This is a genomic window from Streptomyces sp. NPDC059373 (assembly GCF_042751495.1).
GTDB lineage: Bacteria > Actinomycetota > Actinomycetes > Streptomycetales > Streptomycetaceae > Actinacidiphila.
In genome coordinates this window covers 38,860-61,007 of sequence record NZ_JBHYXC010000022.1, presented here as the reverse complement: position 1 = coordinate 61,007, position 22,148 = coordinate 38,860, and the positions used below count along the sequence as shown (strand labels likewise).

At 70.1% G+C, this 22,148-nt stretch carries 14 protein-coding genes; 7 read left to right on the top strand and 7 right to left on the bottom strand.

Features of this window, described 5'->3' with window-relative positions:
- Positions 1-65 precede the first annotated feature (65 nt).
- The 5 genes from ACFXJ5_RS26090 to fxsT all read left to right on the top strand — a co-directional run bounded on the left by ACFXJ5_RS26090 (position 66) and on the right by fxsT (position 9,117).
- Positions 66-1,103, top strand: a complete 1,038-nt coding sequence (locus ACFXJ5_RS26090) for an AAA family ATPase (RefSeq protein WP_384635677.1) — start codon at positions 66-68, stop codon at positions 1,101-1,103.
- 6 nt (positions 1,104-1,109) lie between these two features.
- Entirely contained in the window at positions 1,110-4,358 is a 3,249-nt protein-coding gene (locus ACFXJ5_RS26085) for an SAV_2336 N-terminal domain-related protein (protein WP_384635674.1), read from the top strand.
- 58 nt (positions 4,359-4,416) lie between these two features.
- A complete protein-coding gene (locus ACFXJ5_RS26080; RefSeq protein ID WP_384635671.1) occupies positions 4,417-4,641 on the top strand; it encodes a hypothetical protein in 225 nt (74 codons plus the stop codon).
- Positions 4,642-4,795: 154 nt separating this feature from the next.
- Positions 4,796-6,016: an FxsB family cyclophane-forming radical SAM/SPASM peptide maturase gene (locus tag ACFXJ5_RS26075; protein ID WP_384635668.1), complete on the top strand. Its 1,221-nt coding sequence runs from the start codon at positions 4,796-4,798 to the stop codon at positions 6,014-6,016.
- Positions 6,017-6,108: 92 nt separating this feature from the next.
- Complete coding sequence (fxsT, locus tag ACFXJ5_RS26070) at positions 6,109-9,117, top strand: FxSxx-COOH system tetratricopeptide repeat protein (RefSeq protein ID WP_384635665.1); 3,009 nt, start codon at positions 6,109-6,111, stop codon at positions 9,115-9,117.
- A gap of 83 nt (positions 9,118-9,200) precedes the next feature.
- On the opposite strand, the gene ACFXJ5_RS26065 is transcribed toward fxsT, so the two are convergent.
- The 5 genes from ACFXJ5_RS26065 to ACFXJ5_RS26045 all read right to left on the bottom strand — a co-directional run bounded on the left by ACFXJ5_RS26065 (position 9,201) and on the right by ACFXJ5_RS26045 (position 16,913).
- Entirely contained in the window at positions 9,201-12,995 is a 3,795-nt protein-coding gene (locus ACFXJ5_RS26065) for a multifunctional oxoglutarate decarboxylase/oxoglutarate dehydrogenase thiamine pyrophosphate-binding subunit/dihydrolipoyllysine-residue succinyltransferase subunit (protein WP_384635662.1), read from the bottom strand.
- A gap of 283 nt (positions 12,996-13,278) precedes the next feature.
- Complete coding sequence (locus ACFXJ5_RS26060) at positions 13,279-14,409, bottom strand: ATP-binding protein (RefSeq protein WP_384635659.1); 1,131 nt, start codon at positions 14,407-14,409, stop codon at positions 13,279-13,281.
- 18 nt (positions 14,410-14,427) lie between these two features.
- The gene (locus tag ACFXJ5_RS26055) at positions 14,428-15,168 is read right to left on the bottom strand and encodes a response regulator transcription factor (protein WP_127356694.1); all 741 of its coding nucleotides are present in this window, start codon (positions 15,166-15,168) and stop codon (positions 14,428-14,430) included.
- 71 nt (positions 15,169-15,239) lie between these two features.
- Positions 15,240-15,932 (bottom strand): spermidine synthase, encoded by a 693-nt coding sequence (locus tag ACFXJ5_RS26050; protein WP_384635655.1) that lies wholly within the window; start codon positions 15,930-15,932, stop codon positions 15,240-15,242.
- A 123-nt stretch (positions 15,933-16,055) separates the two neighbouring features.
- Positions 16,056-16,913 (bottom strand): oxidoreductase, encoded by an 858-nt coding sequence (locus tag ACFXJ5_RS26045; RefSeq protein WP_384635653.1) that lies wholly within the window; start codon positions 16,911-16,913, stop codon positions 16,056-16,058.
- A 243-nt stretch (positions 16,914-17,156) separates the two neighbouring features.
- Here ACFXJ5_RS26045 and lon point away from each other — a divergent pair, with 243 nt between their 5' ends.
- Positions 17,157-19,583: an endopeptidase La gene (lon, locus tag ACFXJ5_RS26040; protein WP_384635650.1), complete on the top strand. Its 2,427-nt coding sequence runs from the start codon at positions 17,157-17,159 to the stop codon at positions 19,581-19,583.
- A gap of 81 nt (positions 19,584-19,664) precedes the next feature.
- Here the strand turns inward: lon and ACFXJ5_RS26035 are convergent, their stop codons facing one another.
- Entirely contained in the window at positions 19,665-20,489 is an 825-nt protein-coding gene (locus ACFXJ5_RS26035) for a lysozyme (RefSeq protein ID WP_384635647.1), read from the bottom strand.
- Between the two features lie 292 nt (positions 20,490-20,781).
- Here ACFXJ5_RS26035 and ACFXJ5_RS26030 point away from each other — a divergent pair, with 292 nt between their 5' ends.
- Positions 20,782-21,204, top strand: a complete 423-nt coding sequence (locus ACFXJ5_RS26030; protein ID WP_384635896.1) for a MarR family winged helix-turn-helix transcriptional regulator — start codon at positions 20,782-20,784, stop codon at positions 21,202-21,204.
- On the opposite strand, the gene ACFXJ5_RS26025 is transcribed toward ACFXJ5_RS26030, so the two are convergent.
- On the bottom strand, positions 21,201-21,986 hold the full coding sequence (locus ACFXJ5_RS26025) for a hypothetical protein (protein WP_384635644.1): 786 nt from the start codon (positions 21,984-21,986) through the stop codon (positions 21,201-21,203). The genes ACFXJ5_RS26030 and ACFXJ5_RS26025 overlap by 4 nt on opposite strands.
- Between the last annotated feature and the right edge of the window lie 162 nt (positions 21,987-22,148).

The following is a 22,148-nucleotide window of genomic DNA, read 5'->3' as shown; positions in this document are numbered from 1 at the left end:
GCGCTCAGGCCCAGTCGAACGATCCGTATCACGACCCCTGACCACACTGCGACGAGGAGCGATAAGTGAACGAGTGGTTGATCTATCGAGGATCGGGCGAGCCCCATGACGGAATCTCCGACCTGCCCGCTCCACCGCCGTGGCGCCAGTTCGACGGTGGCCCCACCGTGAACGCGGCCGACCCGGTCGACACCACATCCACTCGGCGTCTCGGCAGCTACCTGGCCCAACTTCACCGCCCCGACTCCGATGAGGTCGAGCTCATCAACGCCGCCCTCTACCTGCGCCGCCCGCTCCTCGTCACCGGCGAACCGGGCTCCGGGAAGAGCACGCTGGCCCACGCCGTCGCACACGAGCTGAAACTCGGGAAAGTGCTGCACTGGCCGATTGTCAGCCGTACGACACTCCACGACGGCCTGTACGAGTACGACGCCATCGGCCGGCTCCAGGATCTTCAGCTCAGCCGGGACGGCGCGGAGGGCGACGAGCCCGACGGCGCCGGGGCGGCAGGCGCACGGTCGGCGCCCGACATCGGCCGCTACATCCGACTGGGCCCGCTGGGCACCGCGTTGCTCCCCACGGAGCGGCCGCGCGTCCTGTTGGTCGACGAACTCGACAAAAGCGATATCGACCTGCCCAATGACCTCCTCAACGCCCTGGAGGAAGGCGAGTTCAGCATCCCCGAGCTGGAGCGCCAGGCCGAGCGGGTGCCCGAGGCCACGGTGCTCACCCATGACGGGCACCGTGTCGTCATCCGCGGCGGCCGGGTGCGCTGCCGGGCCTTCCCCTTTGTGATCTTCACCAGCAACGGGGAGCGGGACTTCCCCGCGCCGTTGCTGCGCCGTTGCCTCCATCTCCAGCTTCAGCGTCCTGACGAAGTCCGGCTCGGCGCGATGGTCCAAGCCCACTTCGGCGAGGGATCGGCCGAGCGCCACACCGAACTCATCCGCCAGTTCCTGGACCGGGCACCGGGTGACGTGCGGGCAGCCGACCAGCTTCTCAACGCCATCTACCTCACGATGCACGCGGCCCCCGAGGAATTCGGCAGCCGGGAGCGACTCGCGGAGCGGCTCATGCGTCCGCTCGACAGCGGCCAACGGTGATCCGCGGTGCCGGCCGAGAGGGATCCACTCGTCGTGCTCGTGTCCCGGTTGCGGGGCGCGGGACTTGAGCCGACCCCCGAGGAACTGGCCGACGCACTCTGGTTGTCCCGCTGGTCCGCTCCTTCGGTGCCCCTGAACGGCCCACGCGTGGCGCTCGACCGACGTGATCCGGCCGTTCTGGCGGAGGAGGAACCGGCGCCCCAGGACCGTCGGCGTCCGTCCGACGCGCCGCCGCAGCGTCTCGTCACGGCCGAGGGTGATCTTTACGCTGTGCCGTCTCCCGGCGACACCGAGCTGACCGGCCTCCCGCCCGGCGGACTGATGCCCGTACGAGTCCCTGTGGCCTCCGCGCTGCCCGGACTGCTGCCGCTGCAGCGTGCTCTGCGCCCTCTCCAGCGGTACCGGCCGCCGCTCAGGCCTGTGCGCTACGAGATCGACGAGACCGCGACCGCCGAGGCCACCGCGGAATCCGGGATGATCATCCCGGTCGTGCGCGGCATTGTCCGCCGTGAGTCGACCATGCAACTGCTGATGGACGTGTCGTCGTCGACGGCCGTCTGGGAGCAGATGCTCGAAGAACTGCGCCAGGTCTGTATCGGCACCGGCGCCTTCCGTGACGTCCAGGTGCACTTCCTGCACGAGGGCAGGGACGGCACCCCCGGAATCAACAACGCCGCCGGCCCGCAGTCGGCGTTGCGCCACCCGGACCAGTTACGGGATCCCACCGGGCGGCGGCTGACCCTGGTGCTCAGCGACTGCGCTGGTCCCATGTGGCGCAGCGGACGGCTTCAGCGGCTGCTGCACCACTGGGCGACCACTGCCCCGGTGGCGGTCGTACAGCCGCTGCCGCAGCGCATGTGGGGGCGTACGCATCTGCCTGCCGCGCCCGGGGTGCTGCGGCGCCGCGACGGGCTCGGCGGACGTCTGGAATTCTGGCCTGCCGGGGGTCAGGGGATGGGACGGCCCGCTTTGCCGGTGCCGGTACTGGCTCCCACGCGGGCGTCGCTGGGTTCCTGGGCCCGGCTGGTCTCCGGCACGACCGGGCTGTCGCTCAACGCTGCCGCAGCCTGGGTGCTGCCCGGCCATCCGGAGGCCGCCGCACGTATCCGCCGGGTCACCGTCGACGCGGGGGAGCTGACGCGGACTTTCCGGATGTCCGCCACACCGGAGGCGTCGCAGCTCGCGGTCTATCTTTCGGCGGCTCCGCTCGTCCTGCCCGTCATGCAGCTGGTCCAGCGCGCGATGCTGCCGCACACCAGCCCGTCGGTGCTGGCGGAAGTGCTGCTCAGTGGTCTGGTGATCCGTGCGGGCGACGGCTTGTCCATTGAGCCGGGCGGTCCCTGGTACGAATTCGCACCAGGCGTACGCGACCTCCTCATGCGCAGGCTCAGCATCGGAGACGCGTCGCTCGTGCTCAAGCACTGCTCTCAGTACGTCGAAAGGAACTTCGGGCGACGGGCGCGCAACTTCCCAGCGCTGGCCGCCGCGTACCTGTCCGGCTCGGCGCTGCCCGCCACGCGGGACGACGACGCCCAGCGGGCGGCCCGGACCCCGCAGCCATTCGCCCGCGTATCCGAGAAGGTGCTGCGCCGCTTCCTCCCGACCGCTCCCACGGCCTCGCCCACGGCGCTGCCGCCGCAACTCACCGGCAGCGGTCCGGACGCTCTCGCCGACCGCTACGAGTACCACCTCGCCCGGTTCCGAGCCGAGGGGACGGTACGGGACCTGGCCGAGGCGATCCAGCTGCTGCGAGCGGCCGTCACGCTGGAGCAGCGTGAGGCACGTCGGTCGGAGCTGTGCACGCAGCTGGCAGAAACGCTGGTGCTGCGCTGGACCACCCGACACGACCTGGACGTGCTGCGGGAAGCGCGCGAGGCGGCCGAGCAGGCGGGGACGGCACACGCGGCCCGGGCCGCGGCGGTACGCGGCCGGGTGTATCAGGAGCTGGCATTCGAAGCGGCTGCCGTCTCCTGGGCCCCGGTCGCGGAGGGCATCAGGGACGCAGCCGGACTGCCACGGCACACGGACGACAGGGACCTCGGCGGCGAGGACGTCGTGCTCACCCTGCTCACCCTTGCCGACGAGGCGTTCGCGGAGGTGACCGGCACCGCGGCTGCCCCGTCCGAAGCCGATGCCCTCCTCGACGCGACGCTGCGCCGGGTCGTGGTGCTCCGGGCCATCGGCGAGCGTGTCGTGGCCCGCGACACGTTACGGGAAGCCCTGATCGCCCTCGACGCCTATCTCGATCGCACGCCGTCCGACCCCGGACGGCCAAGGCCTCCCGAAGCGTTGCTGGAACGCGGCCGGGTGTTGCTCGATCTGGCCCGCCGCGCCGACGGTCAGGAGGCCGCGGACCTCGCCCGCCAGGCGGAACTGGACCTGGCAGCCGCCACCGAGTCGGAACTGCCCCCGGCCACCCTGTCCAGGGCCACGCTGGACCACGCGGAGGCCCGCTACCTCGCCACCGGACGGTATGGCGACGCGGTTCTGGACATGCTGCAGAGTGCCCGGTATCTGGCTGCCGGGGCCCGAGCTCTGGAGGCCGAGGCGCTGAGCAGGCTCGGCCAGGCCCACCACGCGCGCTACGCGCTCTCCGCGGAGGCCGGCGAACTCGACCTCGCGGAGCGGGCATTCGCCGCCGCCCAGCGGCTCGTACCGCCGGACGACGCGGCGCACGCCGAACTCCTCACCTCTTGGGGCGATGTGCTGATCGAGCGAGCCGCCCTGGAAAACGGTGCGTTCGCCGCCGACGAGGCGGTGCGTGTGCTGCGCGAGGCGGTTGCCGAGACGGGCACGCACCACCCCCGGATAGCGGGACGCCTGCTGTCCTTCGGCCGGGCACTGCTCAGCCGCTACGACCACGCGGGAGCCAGCGCCGACCTCCACGAGGCCGACTGGATACTGAGCCGCTCCGCGCGATCCGCCTCCGACCCCCGGCTGGCCGCCACGGCCTGGCTGGCGCGTGGAGACTGCGCGGTCGCACTGGCCGCCCGCACCGGGGCCCGCAGCCGCAAGGAGTCCGCAGCCGACAGCTACCGGCTCGCCGCCGAGAATGCCATCCTTGCCCAGGCTCCGCTGCTTGCCGCTCAGGCCCACCACAAGCGCGGGGAGATCCTGGAGACCACCGCGGGGCGCCGCCCGGCTCTGGAGGCGTACAGACTGGCAGCGCAGCAGTGGGAGCGTGCCGGCACCGCGGCGGAGTCCGACGCGCACCGGACGCTCGACCGGATCAGGGCTTTGGAGCGGCACGGTTGAGGGCAAGGACAGAGAACCCGCTGACAAAGCGGGCACCAGCGTGTGTGAGGAGTGCAGCGTGACGAACTCCCCGGCCGACGGGCAGGCGGGGCAGCACGGCGGGCCGCTTCCCGACTTCGGTCTGGTCGATCCGGCGGCGCTGTCGGAGACGGTTGGGCATCCGGTGCTGCTCGGTGTTCTGGAGGAGTTGGTACGGCAGCCGCGCGTTCGGCATGACACCGTCGCCTACTACGACGACAGCCCCAAGTTCACGGTGGCCCGGTACGACGACACCCCTCCGTAGCCCAGGGAGGGCCGAGCGGCGGTAGAGCTGGTTTTCGGGCAGAAATTCGACGTTACAGGTCAATCCGTGACAGTGGAGTTTCGTTTCTGCAGCGCGGAGCCATGGAGCAGTCAGCGTGTGACCGTTGCGCCGACGATGCCCTGGAGGCGGAAACGTGCCGGAGGAACCGCTGTGGCCGCACCAACTGCTGGACATATCCGCGCTGCGGCGCTCCGGCGTTCGGCCCGTCCCTTTGCGTCAGTTCGTACTGAAGGTGCACAGCCGCTGCAATCTCGCGTGCAGCTATTGCTATGTCTATGAAGGGGCGGACCAAAGCTGGCGGACCCGCCCCTCCCGGGTACCCACCAAGACGATGCAGTGGGCCGCACGGCGTATCGCCGAGCATGTCCGCGAGCACCGGCTGCGAGAGATCCGCATCGAGATGCACGGTGGCGAGCCCTTGCTGTCCGGGCCCGCGCTCCTGGTCGAGTACGCCGACCTCGTACGGTCCGCGGTCCCCGCCGGCTGCACCGTCCATGTGTCGGTGCAGACCAATGGGACACGGCTGACCCAGCGCACCGTGGCAGTCCTCGCGGCCGCGCGCATCCGGGTCGGACTCAGCCTCGACGGCGGCACCGCCGCACTCAACCGGCGGCGGACCACTCGCAGCGGCCGCCCCGCCTGGCCCGCCGCCGCCCGGGCGGCGCGGCTGCTGACCCGGCATCCGGAGGTCTACGCGGGCCTGCTGTGCACCGTGGACCTCACGGCCGACCCCGTCGAGGTCTACCGCTCCCTCCTTTCGTTGCGTCCGCCGTCCGTTGACCTGCTGCTGCCCCACGGCAACTGGACCACGCCGCCGCCAGGCCTGCCCGCGGCGCCGGAAACTCCCTATGGAGACTGGCTGGCGACGGCATTCGACCTGTGGTGGCACGGTGACTCCGGAACAGGCCCCCCGGTCCGGGTGAGGCTGTTCAACGAGATCGTCGCCCTGCTTCTCGGCTCACCCAGCGCAACCGAAGCGGTCGGCCTCTCGCCGATGGCCGCGGTCGTCATCGACACCGACGGCGCCATCGAGCAGGTCGACTCCCTCAAATCCGCTTATGAGGGGGCACCCGAGACCGGTCTCGATGTCGTCTTCGATTCTCTGGACAGGGCACTGGACCATCCGGGCATCGCCGCCCGGCAGCTGGGTGCTGCCGGACTGGGCGCCGAATGCCGGGCCTGTCCGGTGGTCAATGTGTGTGGCGGAGGCAACTATGTCCACCGGTACCGGGCCGGCACAGGCTTTCTTCACCCCTCTGTGTACTGTGCCGATCTCGAACGGCTCATTCGGCATGCCGCGACCCGCCTCCGGGCGGAACTTCCCGGCTCCGCCGAGGTAACTCCCGTACTGTGACCACTACCTGACGCTACGTTGTCTGACGTGGCGTCGGGTGGTATACCGTGCGTTTACTCTGCGCCCACTCGCACTGTTAGGGAGACGGCCCCATGCCGACAGCCGAGCCGGTCCGGATCAGTGATTCCCCTGAGACATTCCTCATCAGTTACGCGGGATTCAACCGGCCCTGGGCGACATGGATCGCCGACCAGCTGGAGGACCTCGGCCACGAGGCCAGTCTTCAGCGGTGGGATCCGCCCCTGACGACTTCCCTGGCCCGCGCCTTGCAGGACCTGCTGGCCGCTCAGGGGCGCGTGCTTCTGGTACTGGATGACTGGTATTTCACTCTCGGGCCGCGCACGGCAGAGGAATGGGACGACGCGCTGCGTGCGGTCATCCATCCCAACTCCGACCGGTTCGCGGCAGTCACGGTCGCGACGCGTGCCCTGCCCACCGCGGCCGCTCCCCTCAGGGCCGTCGACCTGCGCGATCTGGCCGTCACCGAGGCACGCAGGTCGATTCTGCGCCGCCTCGGGCTCAACCCGTCCTCTCCGTCCCGCCCCGATGCCGACACCTCCGGACCGCGATTTCCCAACAATCCGCCCGTCGTGCGGGACATCCCGCGCCGCAACAGCCGGTTCACCGGACGGGACGTCATCCTGGAGCATCTGCACGACAGGTTCGCCACGGGGGGCCAGTTCGGCACCCACTGTGCCCTCTTCGGGCTCTCGGGCGTGGGCAAGAGTCAGATCGGGATCGAGTACGCCCACCGCTTCGGCAATGACTACGACATCGTCTGGTCGATCAATGCCGCGTCCCGGGCCACCGCCCGGGAACAGCTCGCCACACTCGCCGATCCGCTGGGTCTTCAGGTCGGCGACGAGTTGGGCAGTCGCATCCGCGCGGTCCAGGAAGCGCTCCGGATCGGCAAGCCGTACCGGCGTTGGCTGCTGGTGATCGATGGCGCGGACGAACCCGATCAGATCCAGGACCTGGTGCCCGAGGGCCAGGGCCACGTACTGATCACCACCCGCAGCACCGGATGGGCCTCGGAGGGCGCGGAGCAGATCGAAGTCGGCCCCTTCCGAAGGCCGGAAAGCATCGCCTTCACCCGCCGCAGCGCACCACGCCTCACGGTCAGCGAGGCGGACGCACTCGCCGAAGCGGTCCAGGATCTGCCGCTGCTGCTCGCCCAGACCTCCGCCTGGCTGGACGTCAATCCGATCATGCAGGTCACGGAGTACGTCGGCCGGATCCGCAGCGGCGAGACCGAGCGCTTCGAGATCGAGACGTCCGAGGACTACCCCAAGGGTTTCCAGACCACCTGGGCCATAACGCTGAACACGCTGCGGAGCCGCAATCCCGCAGCCGCCGAGCTGCTGAAGCTCTTCGCCTTCTTCTACCCCGACGCCATCCCGGTCCGGATGGTCCAGTCCGCCCGCGCCGGAGATCTCCCCGACCCCCTGGCGGATCTCGCCGCCGACCCCAACAGCTGGCACACGGCGCTGCGCAGCTTGCGTGAGTTCGCCATGGTGCGGCTCAACTACCAGCAGTCCCAGACCGCAACCGGCCAGGCCGAGAGCCCGGCGGTGGAAACCGTACAGATGCACCGGCTCTATCACGCTTTCGTGCGCAGTGAACTGCCGGAGGAAGAAAAGGAACTCATGGCGGCCACGGCCTGTCGGGTACTGGCCGCGGCCGATCCGCGCCGCCCCACCGAACCTCGCGAGTGGCCGCGGTACGCGGAACTCATCCCTCACCTCACAGCGTCCGGCGCCCTGGACAGCACCGACCCCGCCGTCCGTGAACTCGTCCTCAACTGCATCGAATACCTGCGTGTGCGTGGCGAATACCGCGACGGTCTGGAACTGTGCGAATCGGTCCTGGAACGCTGGCGCCCGAACCTGGCACCCGACGACCGTTCCCTGCTCATCGCGATCCACCAATTCGCCGGTATGCTGCGGCGCTCCGGACGCTACCAGGAGGCCGAACTGGTCAACCGGGACGTGGTCGAGCAGCTGGCCGCCGTCCGCGACGCGCAGAACGTGGACCTGTTGCGCGCCAAGAACGGCCTCGGCGGTGCGCTGCTGGCGCTGGGCCACTACGAGGAAGCGCGGGGCCTGTTCGAGGAGATCTGGCAGGCGTTCCTGACCATCGTCGGACCGGAGGACCCCCGGACGCTTCAGGCCCGCAACAACCTCGCGGAAGCCCTTGGTCTGGTCGGCCGCTATCAGGAAGCCCTGCTGACCCACCGGGAAATCCTGCACGTTCGTGAACGGGTCATGGGGCCACGAGCCCAGCTCACCCTGTCGTCGGGCATGCGGTACGCGTGGATGCAGCGGCTGCTGGGCAATTACCGTGGGGCCCAGTCCCGGCAGGAGCTCAACGCCCACGAGCACCGCGAAGTACTGGGCCGCTTCCATGTGGAAACCCTCCGGGCCGAGCTCAACCTGGCACTGTGTCTGCGTCGACAGGGAGACCTGACCGCGACCAAGGACCTGATGAAGGACATCCTTGAACGCTCGCGCCGGATCCACGGCAGCAAACACCCGGAGACCGTACGGGTCACCGCCTACTACGCCACCTTCGTTCGCGAGCACGGCAACCTGGAGGAGGCCCATGGACTCGCTGCCGAAGCCGCTGACAGGTTCGAGGAACTCCTCGGCCCGGCCCACCCGAACAGCATCGGTACCCGGGGCAACCTTGGCCTCGCGCTGTGGGAGTTGGGCGAGTACGACGAGGCGCTGGTAGTCGCCGAAAGGGCATTCAGCGGCATGACCGAAGCCCTCGGAAAGGATCACCCGTGGACGCTCGGCTGCGCTCTCAACGCGGCCGCAGGCCGGATCCGCACCGAGGACGAGGAACGGGCCCTGGAGCTGGACCGGGACACCCTGGCCCGTGCCAAGCGGATGCTCGGTGACGCCCATCCGCTCACGCTCTCCACCAAGGCGGCCATCGCCGAGGACCTGCGGGCACTGCGCCGCAACACCGAAGCCTCCAAGCTGTACCAGGAGGCCGTGCAGCAGCTCTCCGAAGCCCTGGGGCGGGATCACCCGCACACCCGCTCCGTACGCAGCCGCGAGCGACCGTACTGGGACTTCGAGCCACAGCTGATCTGAGCCGCGCGTACGCAAGGCGAAGGGGGCCCCGCACTCGGTGAGTGGGGGCCCCCATCGCGTACTGCTCAGGTTGCGCAGACAGCTCAGATCTCGAAGACCTCGGTGAGCAGCTGCTCCTGCTGCTGCAGGTGCCGCTTCGCCGAGCCGACGGCCGGCGAGGAGGACGACGGACGCGAGACGCGGCGCAGCCGGTCGGCGTTGTCGGGGGCGGCGCCCAGAACCAGGTCGAGGTGGTCGATCAGGTTGAGGGCGATGAACGGCCAGGCACCCTGGTTGGCGGGCTCGTCCTGGGCCCAGACGTACTTCTGGGCCTTGGTGAACGGGGCCAGGGCGGCCTGGATCTCCTGACCGGGCAGCGGGTAGAGCCGCTCGATACGGATAATGGCGGTGTCGGTGTTGCCGCGCTTCGTACGCTCGGCGATCAGGTCGTAGTAGACCTTGCCGGAGCAGAAGACGACCTTGCGGACCGCCTCGGGCTCGACCGTGGAGTCACCGATGACCGGCTGGAAGGAGCCGGAGGTGAATTCCTCGGTCTTCGAGGCCGCGGCCTTCAGACGCAGCATCGACTTCGGGGTGAAGACGATGAGCGGCTTGTGGTTCGGGTTGTGGACCTGCCAGCGCAGCAGGTGGAAGTAGTTCGCCGGGGTGGTCGGGACCGCGACCGTCATGTTGTTCTGCGCGCACAGCTGGAGGAAGCGCTCGATGCGGGCCGAGGAGTGGTCCGGGCCCTGGCCCTCGTAGCCGTGCGGGAGCAGGAGCGTGACGCCGGAGGTCTGGCCCCACTTCTGCTCGGCGGAGGTGATGAACTCGTCGACGACGGTCTGCGCGCCGTTGACGAAGTCACCGAACTGGGCCTCCCACATCACCAGCGCTTCCGGGCGGGCGAGCGAGTAGCCGTACTCGAAGCCCATCACGGCGTACTCGCTGAGCAGCGAGTCGTAGATGTTGTAGCGGGCCTGGTCCTCGGCGAGGTAGAGCAGCGGGGTGTAGTCCTCGCCGGTCTCGCGGTCGATGAGGACGGCGTGACGCTGGCCGAAGGTGCCGCGGCGGGAGTCCTGGCCGGTCAGGCGGACGGGGGTGCCCTCCAGGAGGAGGGAGCCGATGGCGAGGGTCTCGCCCATGCCCCAGTCGATGGTGCCGTCCTCGACGCTCGCCGCCCGGCGCTGCAGCTGCGGCAGCAGGCGCGGGTGGACGGTGACGCGGTCGGGGATGTTGACCTGGGACTCGGCGATCCGCTTGACGACCTCCTGGGATACCGCCGTGTCGACCGGCACCGGGAACTCGGGGCCCGAGGGCTCGGCGGTGTCGATCTGCGGGGCGGCCGGGGCGGTCGCCTCGCGGACCTCGGTGAAGACCTTCTCCAGCTGGCCCTGGTAGTCCTGAAGGGCCTGCTCGGCCTCTTCCAGGGTGATGTCGCCACGGCCGATGAGGGACTCGGTGTAGAGCTTGCGCACCGAGCGCTTCTTGTCGATCAGGTCGTACATCAGCGGCTGGGTGAAGGCCGGGTTGTCGGACTCGTTGTGACCACGGCGGCGGTAGCAGACCAGGTCGATGACGACGTCCTTGTTGAACGCCTGGCGGAACTCGAAGGCGAGCCGCGCGACGCGGACCACGGCCTCCGGGTCGTCGCCGTTGACGTGGAAGATCGGCGCCTCGATCATGCGGGCCACGTCGGTGCAGTACATCGAGGAGCGGGACTCGGCCGGGGCGGCGGTGAAGCCGACCTGGTTGTTGATGACGATGTGCACGGTGCCGCCGGTGCGGTAGCCGCGCAGCTGCGACATGTTGAGGGTCTCCGCGACGACGCCCTGGCCTGCGAAGGCCGCGTCACCGTGCAGCTGGATCGGCATGACGGTGAAGTCGGTGCCGGCCTTGCCGATGATGTCCTGCTTGGCGCGGGCGATGCCCTCGACGACCGGGTCGACGGCCTCCAGGTGCGAGGGGTTGGCGGCCAGCGAGACCTTGATCTGCTCGCCGTCCAGGCCGGTGAAGGTGCCCTCGGCGCCCAGGTGGTACTTCACGTCGCCGGAGCCGTGCATCGACTTCGGGTCGAGGTTGCCCTCGAACTCGCGGAAGATCTGGGCGTACGACTTGCCGACGATGTTCGCCAGCACGTTGAGGCGGCCGCGGTGGGCCATGCCGATGACGACCTCGTCGAGCCGCGACTCGGCCGCCGCGTCGATGACGGCGTCCAGCAGCGGGATGACGGACTCGCCGCCTTCGAGGGAGAAGCGCTTCTGGCCGACGTACTTCGTCTGCAGGAAGGTCTCGAAGGCCTCCGCCGCGTTGAGGCGGCGCAGGATCCGCAGCTGCTCGTCGCGCTCCGGCTTGGAGTGCTGGCGCTCGATACGGTCCTGGATCCACCGGCGCTGCTTCGGGTCCTGGATGTGCATGAACTCGACGCCCACGGTGCGGCAGTACGAGTCGCGCAGCACGCCCAGGATGTCGCGCAGCTTCATCATCGTCTTGCCGGCGAAGCCGCCGACCGCGAACTCGCGCTCCAGGTCCCACAGGGTGAGGCCGTGCTCGATGACGTCGAGGTCGGGGTGCTTGCGCTGGCGGTACTCCAGCGGGTCGGTGTCGGCCATGACGTGGCCGCGGACCCGGTAGGAGTGGATCAGCTCGAAGACGCGGGCGGCCTTGGTGACGTCGTCGTCGTGGGATACATCAATGTCCTTGAGCCAGCGGACCGGCTCGTACGGGATGCGCAGCGCCTCGAAGATGTCGTCGAAGAAGCCGTTCTCACCCAGCAGCAGCTGGTTCATGATCCGCAGGAACTCGCCGGACGCGGCGCCCTGGATGACCCGGTGGTCGTAGGTCGACGTCAGGGTCATGACCTTGGAGATGCCCAGCTTGTTCAGGGTGTCCTGGGAGGTGCCCTGGAACTCCGCCGGGTAGTCCATCGAGCCGACGCCGAGGATCAGGCCCTGCCCGGGCATCAGGCGCGGCACGGAGTGCACGGTGCCGATGCCGCCGGGGTTGGTGAGGGAGGCGGTGACGCCGGAGAAGTCGTCCATCGTCAGCTTGCCCGTGCGGGAGCGGCGGACGACGTCCTCGTAGGCCTGCCAGAACTCGAAGAAGTTCATGGTCTCGGCCTTCTTGATCGCCGCGACGACCAGTTGCCGGTCGCCGTTCGGCTTGACCAGGTCGATGGCGAGACCGAGGTTGACGTGGTCGGGCTTGACCAGCGTCGGCTTGCCGTCGCGCTCCGCGAACGAGTAGTTCATCGACGGCATGATCTTCAGCGCCTGCACCATGGCGTAGCCGATGACGTGCGTGAAGGAGACCTTGCCACCCCGGGCGCGCTTGAGGTGGTTGTTGATCACGATCCGGTTGTCGAACAGCAGCTTCACCGGGATCGCACGGACGGACGTGGCCGTCGGCAGCTCCAGTGAGGCGTTCATGTTCTTCGCCACGGCGGCGGACGGGCCGCGCAGCACGACGTACTCCGGACCGCCCTCGGCCGTCGCGGCGGCCTCAGCGGCCGGCACGGCCTTGGCCACCGGCGCCGCCTTGGGGGCGGGCGCGGGGGCCGGGGCGGGCTTCACCGCAGGGGCCGGAGCCGGAGCAGCGGCAGGGGCCGGCGCCGGTGCGGGCGCCGCCGGAGCGGCGGCCTGCGGCTGGGCCGGAGGCGCGACAGGAGCGGCCGGGGCCGGCGGTGTCGCGGTCGCGGCCACCGCGGAACCGGTGTCCGCTCCTGGCTTGTAATCGGCGAAGAAGTCCCACCAGGCTCGGTCTACCGAGTTCGGGTCCTGGAGGTACTGCTGGTAGATCTCATCGACGAGCCACTCATTCGGTCCGAAACCGGCGGCAGGGCTCTGGCCCTGCCCGTCGGTGTCGGTCGAGACGCTCGAGCTATTGGGGGACTGTGGCGACACGGCGGCAACCGCCCTCTTCCGCTTCACAAGGTGATGGACAGCGGAAATAAAGGCTACGCCTACCGGCGCCGATCACGCAGGCCTGGGGGTCAGTCGTCGCCTAAGTCACATCGGAAGGCTGGTTTCGCGGCAACTTTTGGCGGGAATGGGGTGCCGAATCGGCTGCGCCGGGTATACGTGACACTCCGCCGTGGGCACGCCCCCGCTGACCTGCTCAGGCCTGCTCGGCCGGGTCTCCTGCGACCGGGATGCGGTGCCGGGGCGCGTGAGCAGCCCCCGGGGGTCAACTCGGCGCCTGGCCCGAGCCCGGGAGGGTGACCCGGATACGGCAGCCCCGAGGGGATTCGGCCACTTGGATCGCGCCGCCGTGGAGATCGACGGCCCAGCGGGCGATGGCGAGGCCGAGCCCGGTGCCGCCGTCGCCCGAGGCGCCCGCGCCACCGCGGTTGAAGCGTTCGAAGACGCGGTTGCGCTCGGATGCCGGGATGCCGGGGCCCTCGTCGAGCACTTCGAGGTCGAGGCTGCCGGGACCGGTGCCGCGCCGGGCACGGACGGTGACGCGGCCGCTGGGCGGGCTGTGCTTGATGGCGTTGTCGACGAGGTTGGCGACGACCTGGTGGAGCCGTTCCGCGTCCGCATGAGCGGTCAGCTCGGGCGGGGAGACGTCCAGGTGCAGATGGACGTCGGCGCGGGGCCGGTGGCCTGCGCCGGGGCCGCCCTGGAGGCCGAGGCTGGCGGTCTTGATGACGGCCGAAAGGTAGGGCCAGACCTCGAAGCGCTTGGCGTCCAGCACGACGACCCCGCTGTCGAGCCGCGACAGGTCGAGCAGGTGGCTGATCAGCCGGCTCAGCCGCTCGGTCTGCTGCAGAGCGGTGCGCATCGTCTCCGGGTCGGCCTCGACGACCCCGTCCACCACGTTCTCCAGGACGGCGCGCAGCGCGGCGACGGGCGTACGCAGCTCGTGCGAGACATTCGCCACCAGCTCCTTGCGGTGCCGGTCCACGGCCTCCAGGTCGGCGGCCATGTGGTTGAAGGTGTCGGCGAGATCGCCGACCTCGTCGCGCCGTACGGCGGTCACGCGGCGGCTGTAGTCGCCGTTGGCCATCGCCCGGGCGACCGCGGTCATCTCGCGCAGCGGGGAGGTGAGCCCGTGCGCCACGAACTGGGTGATCAGCAGCGAGGCTATGACCGAGAAGATCGTGATGATGCGCATCTGGGTCTTGGACGCCACCGCCACGAAGATCAGCAGCGTCGTGATGAGCACCGAGACCACCACGAGCAGCTGCAGCGCCGCCTTGATCGACCGGAAGGGGTCGTAGGGCCGCAGCCCGGCCCACAGCTGCTCCCGCCAGTTGGCCCGCGGGGCGCGCGCGGCACGCGGTGCGACGCGCGCCGCGGGCTCGGTTCTGGCCATGGTTGTCCCCCCTCAGAGTTACGGGGCAGGTGTCTCCAGCGCGTAGCCCACCCCGTGCACCGTACGAATGCGCTCGGCGCCGATCTTGCGGCGCAGCGCCTTCACATGGCTGTCGACAGTACGGGTGCCGGAGGCGTCTGCCCAGTCCCACACCTCGGCGAGCAGCTGCTCGCGGGAGAGCACGGCGCGCGGCTGCTGCGCGAGGCAGACGAGCAGGTCGAACTCGGTCGGGGTGAGGTGTACGTCACTACCGCGCACCCGCACCCGGCGCTGCGCGTTGTCGATCTCCAGGTCGCCGAGCTGGAGGTTGCCGCCGCGGGGGTCACGGGCGGCGATCGTGGCGCGCTCGACGCGGCGCAGCAGGACGTGCACCCGGGCGGCCAGCTCGCGCATCGAGAACGGCTTGGTCATGTAGTCGTCGGCGCCGACACCCAGCCCGACCAGCATGTCGGTCTCGTCGTCCCGGGCGGTGAGCATCAGCACCGGCACGGGCCGGGACGCCTGGACCCGGCGGCAGACCTCCAGGCCGTCGTAGCCGGGCAGCATGATGTCGAGTACCAGCAGATCGGGCTGCCAGGCCAGGGCCAGGTCGACGGCGGTGGGGCCGTCACCTGCGGTGCGCAGCTGGAAGCCTTCGGCTCTGAGCCGGGCCGCGATCGCGTCGGCGATGGTCGGGTCGTCCTCCACCACCAGCACCCGCCGCTGCGCGCCGGGCGTGACCGCGCCGGCGTCGCCGTGCGTCGGGTTGGTGCTGTCCATTCGCGTCCCCCATGGTGACTGTCGTCTGTGTTTGCTGACCACGCAGCGTACGGGGCCTACGGTGGCCGAGGCTACGCGGGCTTCGTCGCGAGGTGTACGACATCCGGAACGCCCCGTTTCACGGGGATCTCAATGGTCCGGACCTGCGTGAATCCCGCCGCCGGCAAGGATTTTTCGAAGGTCGCCGACGGCTGCGCAGACCATACCGCCAGTACGCCGCCCGCTGACAGCCGCGTCCGGCAGGCCACGAGCCCCTCCGCCCCGTACAGCCCGTTATTGCCCTCGGTGACCGTCCAGTCGGGGCCGTTGTCGATGTCCAGGCACAGCGCGTCGTACGTCTCCGTGGCGTTCTTCACGTACGCCACCAGGTCGGCCTCGATCACCTCGACGCGCGGGTCCTCCAGCCCCTGCCCCGAAAACGCGGCGAGATGCCCCTCGCGGTGCCAGCCCACCACCGCCCGCTCCCGCTCCACGACCGCGATCCGTCCCCAGCGCGGCTCGCCCACCGCCTGAGCGAGGGAGAAGCCTACGCCCAGGCCGCCGATGAGCAGCGAGGGGGCCTCGCGGTCGGCCGGGAGCGCGGCGAGCGCCGTGTCGATCAGCAGCCGCTCCGAGCGGCCGTCGGAGGTGTCCATCAGGAAGCAGCCGTTGGCGATGATCTCGTACCGCTCGCCACGCCGCCGCAGGACCACCTCGCCGAACGGGCCCTCCCGGCGGTCGATCGTCTGCGGGCTCTCGTCCTCGTCGTCGTACATGAACACCATGAGTACACAGCTTGACGTGCTCCCCGGCCCGAAGTCCGGGGATTCCTCCCACGGTCGAGTGACCGTCCGGGTGGTTCGAACCCCTCCGCCGGAGGCCCCGCCGGGCACTGCTGCGTGCAGGGGTCAGCGGAAGGCGGTATCCGCTCCGATCGCCTGCACCGCGTCCAGCTCGTCCAGCCGGGACTGCAGGTGAGCGCGGATCCAGCCGAAGGCCTCCGCTCCCAGCGGGAGGCGGAGTGGCGGAGCGTCGAGGCCGACCGCAGCGATGATGGCCTCGGCCCCGCGATAGGGGTCGCCCGGCTGGGTGCCGTGCGAGGCTTCGAGCGCCTTGCGGGCCGGAGCGATGAGCTCGGCGTAATCCTCCATCGGCTCGCCCCACCGCAGCGATCGTCCGCTGGCCTCGGTGCGGAAGGGGCCGGGTTCCACGATCGTGACGTGAATGCCGAGATGGGCGACTTCGGCCGCGAGGGCCGCGGACATCCCTTCCAGGGCGAATTTCGTCCCGACGTAGGCGGTGCCGCCGGGCCCCGGCACCACACCGTTCACCGAAGACAGTTGAACGATGTGGCCCGAGCGCTGTCGCCGCAGACCCGGCAGGACGGCGCGGGCGACCGCCATCGCGCCGAAGACGTTCGTCTCGAAAATGTGGCGGAGATCACTCTCGCTCAACTCCTCGAACGCGCCCAGCAGCCCGTACCCGGCGTTGTTCACCAGGACGTCGATCCGGCCGAAGGCGCTCTCGGCTTCGGCCACGGCACGCCGAATCGATTCGGCGTCGGTGACATCAAGTCGTACGGCCCTGACCCGGTCCGGCGCGAGCGTCACGAGATCGGCGATGGTCGAAACGTCCCGAGCGGTGGCCACCACCCGGTCGCCATGAGCGACCACGGCTCGGGTGAGTCCCCGCCCCAAGCCGGAACTGGTCCCGGTGATGAACCAGACCCGGCCGCCGCCGGGCGCTTCAGCGTGCTGCTCGGTCATCGTGCTCCCCCGTACGTGCTTCGGATTTCCTGCGGCACCTGCGCCCCGCACGCGGACCTCTGCCAACGCGCTCACGGGTCGTCGTGCTCCGAGAGCACCCTAGAAGCCCTCTCGCGACCGTGAGGAATGGTTTTCCGGTGGACGCCGCAGGTGATCGCTCACAGCGAACGCCGCCAGGGGAACACCAGGGCCCTCAGAAGCATTGAGTCTGCATAGCTCAACTTGATTGCTTAGGGAGAGATCATGGCTGTTTCGCATTCGTCGTCCGCGCCGCTCACCCTGCCCGTGCTGCCCCTCGATGACGCGGTGGTGCTGCCGGGCATGGTGGTGCCGCTGGACCTGACCGACACCGAGGTGCGCGCGGCGGTCGAGGCCGCTCAGGCCGCGCAGCGGGCCGACGGCAATCGCAACAAACCGCGGGTTCTGCTCGTTCCACGTGTCGACGGGAACTACGCGGCCGTAGGCACCCTCGGCACCGTCGAGCAGGTCGGACGGCTGTCGGACGGCGATCCGGGCGCCGTGATCCGTGGCGTGAGCCGGGTCCGTATCGGTGCCGGGACGACCGGGCCCGGCGGGGCGCTCTGGGTCGAGGGCACCGAGGTCGTGGAGCCGACGCCCACCGAGGCGCCCGGGGCCGTGGCCGAGCTGGTCAAGGAGTACAAGGCCCTGGCCACCAGCTGGCTGCGCAAGCGCGGCGCCTGGCAGATCGTGGACCGCGTCCAGCAGATCGACGACGTCTCGTCGCTTGCCGACAACTCCGGGTACTCCGGCTTCCTCACCACCAAGCAGCGCGTCGAGCTGCTGGAGACCACCGACCCGGTGGCCCGGCTCAAGCTCGCCATCACCTGGCTGCGTGACCACCTCGCCGAGCAGGACGTCGCGGACACCATCCGCAAGGACGTCCAGGAGGGCATGGAGAAGCAGCAGCGCGAGTTCCTGCTCCGCCAGCAGCTCGAAGCCGTCCGCAAGGAGCTGGCCGAACTCAAGGGCGACCCGGAGAACGAGTCCGAGGACTACCGGGCCCGCGTCGAGTCCGCCGACCTGCCGGAGACGGTGCGGGAGGCCGCGCTCAAGGAGGTCGACAAGCTGGAGCGGTCCAGCGACGCGTCCCCCGAGGGCAGCTGGATCCGTACCTGGCTGGACACCGTCCTCGAGCTGCCCTGGAACACCACCACCCAGGACGCCTACGACATCCCCGGCGCCCGGGCCGTCCTGGACGCCGACCACGCGGGCCTGGACGACGTGAAGGAGCGGATCACCGAGTACCTGGCGGTGCGCAAGCGGCGCGCCGACCGCGGCCTCGGCGTGATCGGCGGCCGCCGGGCCGGTGCCGTGCTGGCGCTGGTCGGGCCGCCCGGCGTCGGCAAGACGTCGCTGGGCGAGTCCGTGGCCCGCGCCATGGGCCGCAAGTTCGTCCGCGTCGCCCTCGGCGGTGTGCGGGACGAGGCGGAGATCCGGGGCCACCGGCGTACGTACGTCGGGGCGCTGCCGGGCCGTATCGTCCGGGCGATCAAGGAGGCCGGGTCCATGAACCCGGTGGTCCTGCTGGACGAGATCGACAAGGTCGGCTCCGACTACCGGGGCGACCCGGCCGCCGCCCTGCTCGAAGTCCTCGACCCGGCGCAGAACCACACCTTCCGGGACCACTACCTCGAGGTCGAGCTGGACCTGTCGGACGTGGTCTTCCTGGCCACGGCCAACGTCCTGGAGGCCATCCCCGAGCCGCTGCTCGACCGCATGGAGCTGGTCAGGCTCGACGGCTACACCGAGGACGAGAAGGTCACCATCGCCCGTGACCACCTGCTCCCGCGCCAGCTGGAGCGGGCCGGCCTCGCCGACGGCGAGGTCACGGTCGAGGACGGCGCGCTGCGCAGGCTCGCCGGCGAGTACACCCGCGAAGCGGGCGTCCGTACCCTGGAGCGCTCGCTGGCCCGCATCCTGCGCAAGCTCGCGGCCAAGCACGAGCTGGGCGACCAGGAGCTGCCCTTCACCGTCACGCCCGACGACCTGCGCGGGCTGATCGGGCGGCCCCACCACGTCCCGGAGGCCCTCCAGGACCCGCAGGAGCGGCGCACGGCGGTGCCGGGCGTGTCCACCGGGCTCGCGGTCACCGGTGCCGGGGGCGACGTCCTCTACATCGAGGCATCGCTCGCCGATCCCGAGACCGGCGGTTCCGGGCTCCAGCTCACCGGGCAGCTGGGCGAGGTCATGAAGGAGTCCGCGCAGATCGCGCTGTCCTTCCTGCGCTCGCACGGCGCCGAACTGGAGCTGCCGGTCGCCGACCTGAAGGAGCGTGGCGTCCACCTGCACGTCCCGGCGGGCGGCATCCCCAAGGACGGTCCGAGCGCGGGCATCACCATGACGACCGCGCTGGCCTCGCTGCTGTCGGGCCGCCGGGTCCGCACCGACGTGGCCATGACCGGCGAGGTGTCCCTGACCGGCCGCGTGCTGCCCATCGGTGGCCTCAAGCAGAAGCTGCTGGCCGCTCACCGGGCGGGCATCACGACCGTGGTGATCCCGAAGCGGAACGAGGCCGACCTGGACGACGTCCCGGCCGAGGTCCTGGAGAAGCTGGAGGTCCACCCCGTGTCGGACGTCCGGCAGGTGCTGCAGCTGGCTCTCGAGCCGGCGGCGGCCGACGCGGGCCTGGAGGTTCAGGTCGCGGCGTGAGCACGTGAGCACGTCAGCACGTGAGCAGTAAGGCTTGAAACAGGGCCCCTTCCGCACTGCCGGGAGGGGCCCTGTCGTGCGTCAGCCGTTGGCGAGTGCCTGCAGGCGGTCGTACGCGCCGTTGAAGTAGTCCTGGTCCCCGGGGAAGGTGCCGGAGGAGGCGTACTGCCAGATCGTGTAGTACGACCAGCCGCTGGGGAGGGTGCCCACCGAGGAGCTGTAGCGGGCGATCCAGAGCGGGTTGTTGGCCGCCAGGGCGCTGCTGTTGCCCGTGCAGCTGGTCCACCAGCTGGTCGACGTGTAGATCGTCGGATAGCGGCCGGTGAGTGCGTGGACCTGGTTGCTGAAGGCCTGGATCCAGCTCACCATCGCGCTCTGGCTGAGCCCGTAGCAGGTGGCCCCGTACGGGTTGTACTCGATGTCCAGCGCCGGCGGCAGCGTCCTGCCGTCGCCGGACCAGCCGCCGCCGTGGTTCACGAAGTACGTGGCCTGGGCGGAGCCGGAGGAGTTGTCGGGGAGCGCGAAGTGGTAGGCGCCGCGGATCATTCCGACGTTGTACGAGCCGTTGTACTGCTGGGCGAAGTAGGGGTTCGTGTACGAGGTGCCTTCGGTGGCCTTGACGTACGCGAACTTGGCGCCGTTCGACCAGGCCGTCGACCAGGCGACATTGCCCTGGTAGCCGCTCACGTCCATACCGGGGGTCTGGGTCGCCTCGGCGGTGATCGGCACGTTCGCGGGGTCGCCGCCCTCGTGGGCGAGGATGGTCGAGCCCATCCAGTCCAGCTCCGGGTGCGGGATGGGCTGTTTGGCGCGGGCGGCGGCGGACGGGGCGGTGAGTAAGGCGAGAAGGAGCGCGACCAGGATTCCGGCCGCGATGACCAAAGGCCTGGATCTGTGCACGGACATGCGTGCCTCCATGGGCAATCTTGGTGTGACCATGTCATCCTCACCGCGAAGGTAGGGGCCCGCGGAGCCGCCGCGAAAGGCCATCCGGGGACGCCGTTGGTCTATGCCTGCGAAATACTGGGGCAGCTGCGGTAACCGCGGCCCGTGAAGGAAACTTTCACGTCTGAAAGCCGGGAAAGCGCGTGATGACGTGGACAAAGCCCAGAACGCCAGTGCGACCCGACCCGGAAACGGAAGTGGTGTGGACCAGAACGCAGGCCGGGAGGGCCGGAAAACGGCCCAGGACCCGGTGATGGACGCGCTCGAACGCGAGCTGACCGTCCTCCTCCGGCGGGCCCGGGCGTCGTCCGGCGAGATGGCCCGCGAGGTCCACCCCGAACTCGAGCCCGCGGCCTACGGACTCCTGGCCCGGCTGTACGAGACCGGCCCCGAGCGAGCCACCCTCCTGGCCGGCTACTTCGGCGTCGGCAAGGCCACCATGAGCCGCCAGCTCCGCGCCCTCGAGGACCTCGGCCTCATCCGCCGCGAGCCCGACCCCGCCGACGGCCGCGCCTTCCTCGTCCAGCTCACCGACGAGGGCCACGCCCGCTTCACCCACGTACGCGACGCCCGGCGCCAACGCTACGTCCGCCGGCTCGCCGGCTGGGACCCGGCCGAACTCGGCGACCTCGCCCGCCTGCTGCGCCAGCTCAACCAGTCCCAGGAGGGCTCTTAGGGCCGGTCCCGGTCGAGTTCCGCCAGGACCGCGGTCGCGTCGTCGTGCGTCTTCCAGCGCGGGAAGCGGGCGCCGTCCGGATCGGCGGTCTCGGTCGCCCGTACGCGGCGGATGAGCTCCTCGGGGCCGTGCTTGCGCAGCAGGGCGAAGGTGCCGGCCCAGTCGTCGTCGCCGAAGCCGTCCACGAGCCGGGTGGCGCCGTCCGTCAGGGCGGCGAGGGCCCGTACGCCCGCCCGGGGGGAGCTGCCGGTGACGGCGCGGGCGGCGACGCCGGGGTCGGCGGCGGCGGTGAAGAAGCCGCCGACCGTGTTGCGCTGGGCGTTCGTGACCGGGCCGAGGGCGCGGAGCCGGTCGAGGCGGTCGTCGAGGACGGGCCGTACGACCCCGTCCGCGCCCTCCACGAGAAGCACGGAGTCGGAAAGCACCAGATGGTCGACGGTGTCCGCATTCCACCGGACTGCGACGGCAGTTGCCTGCGGGGTGAGGTGGTGAGAAAGGTCACACGTATAACGGTGCAGTTCGGCGGTGCGTTCAATCGCGGTCGCGAGGCAGTCGGCAAGAACCAGGTCGGGACGCGAAACGGACAGTTCGATCATGGCGCCGCCCAGTGCGGCGACAAACCAGGGCACCGAGTGCACGCAGCCGCCACCGTCCGGCGGCGGGGTGACACCGTCGAGCAACACCAGAGATCCACAGGAATTACCGGCAGGGAGTGCGACCGCGACGAAGTCCTCGTTGGGGCGGTCGGGGGTTCCGGGCTCGGTCGAGGTCTCGATGCGCATGGGGCCCAGTATCGCGGCATGTTCGGTAGGTAATCGGTCGGCCCCGCGCAGCGAAGGCGCGCATCCTGCCAGGATCGGACGCGGGACGCCAAACCCGGCTACCGCATATGCCCGTGGCCGCAAAAACCAACCCGTCGGTGGGGTTGAACGTCAACTTGTCGG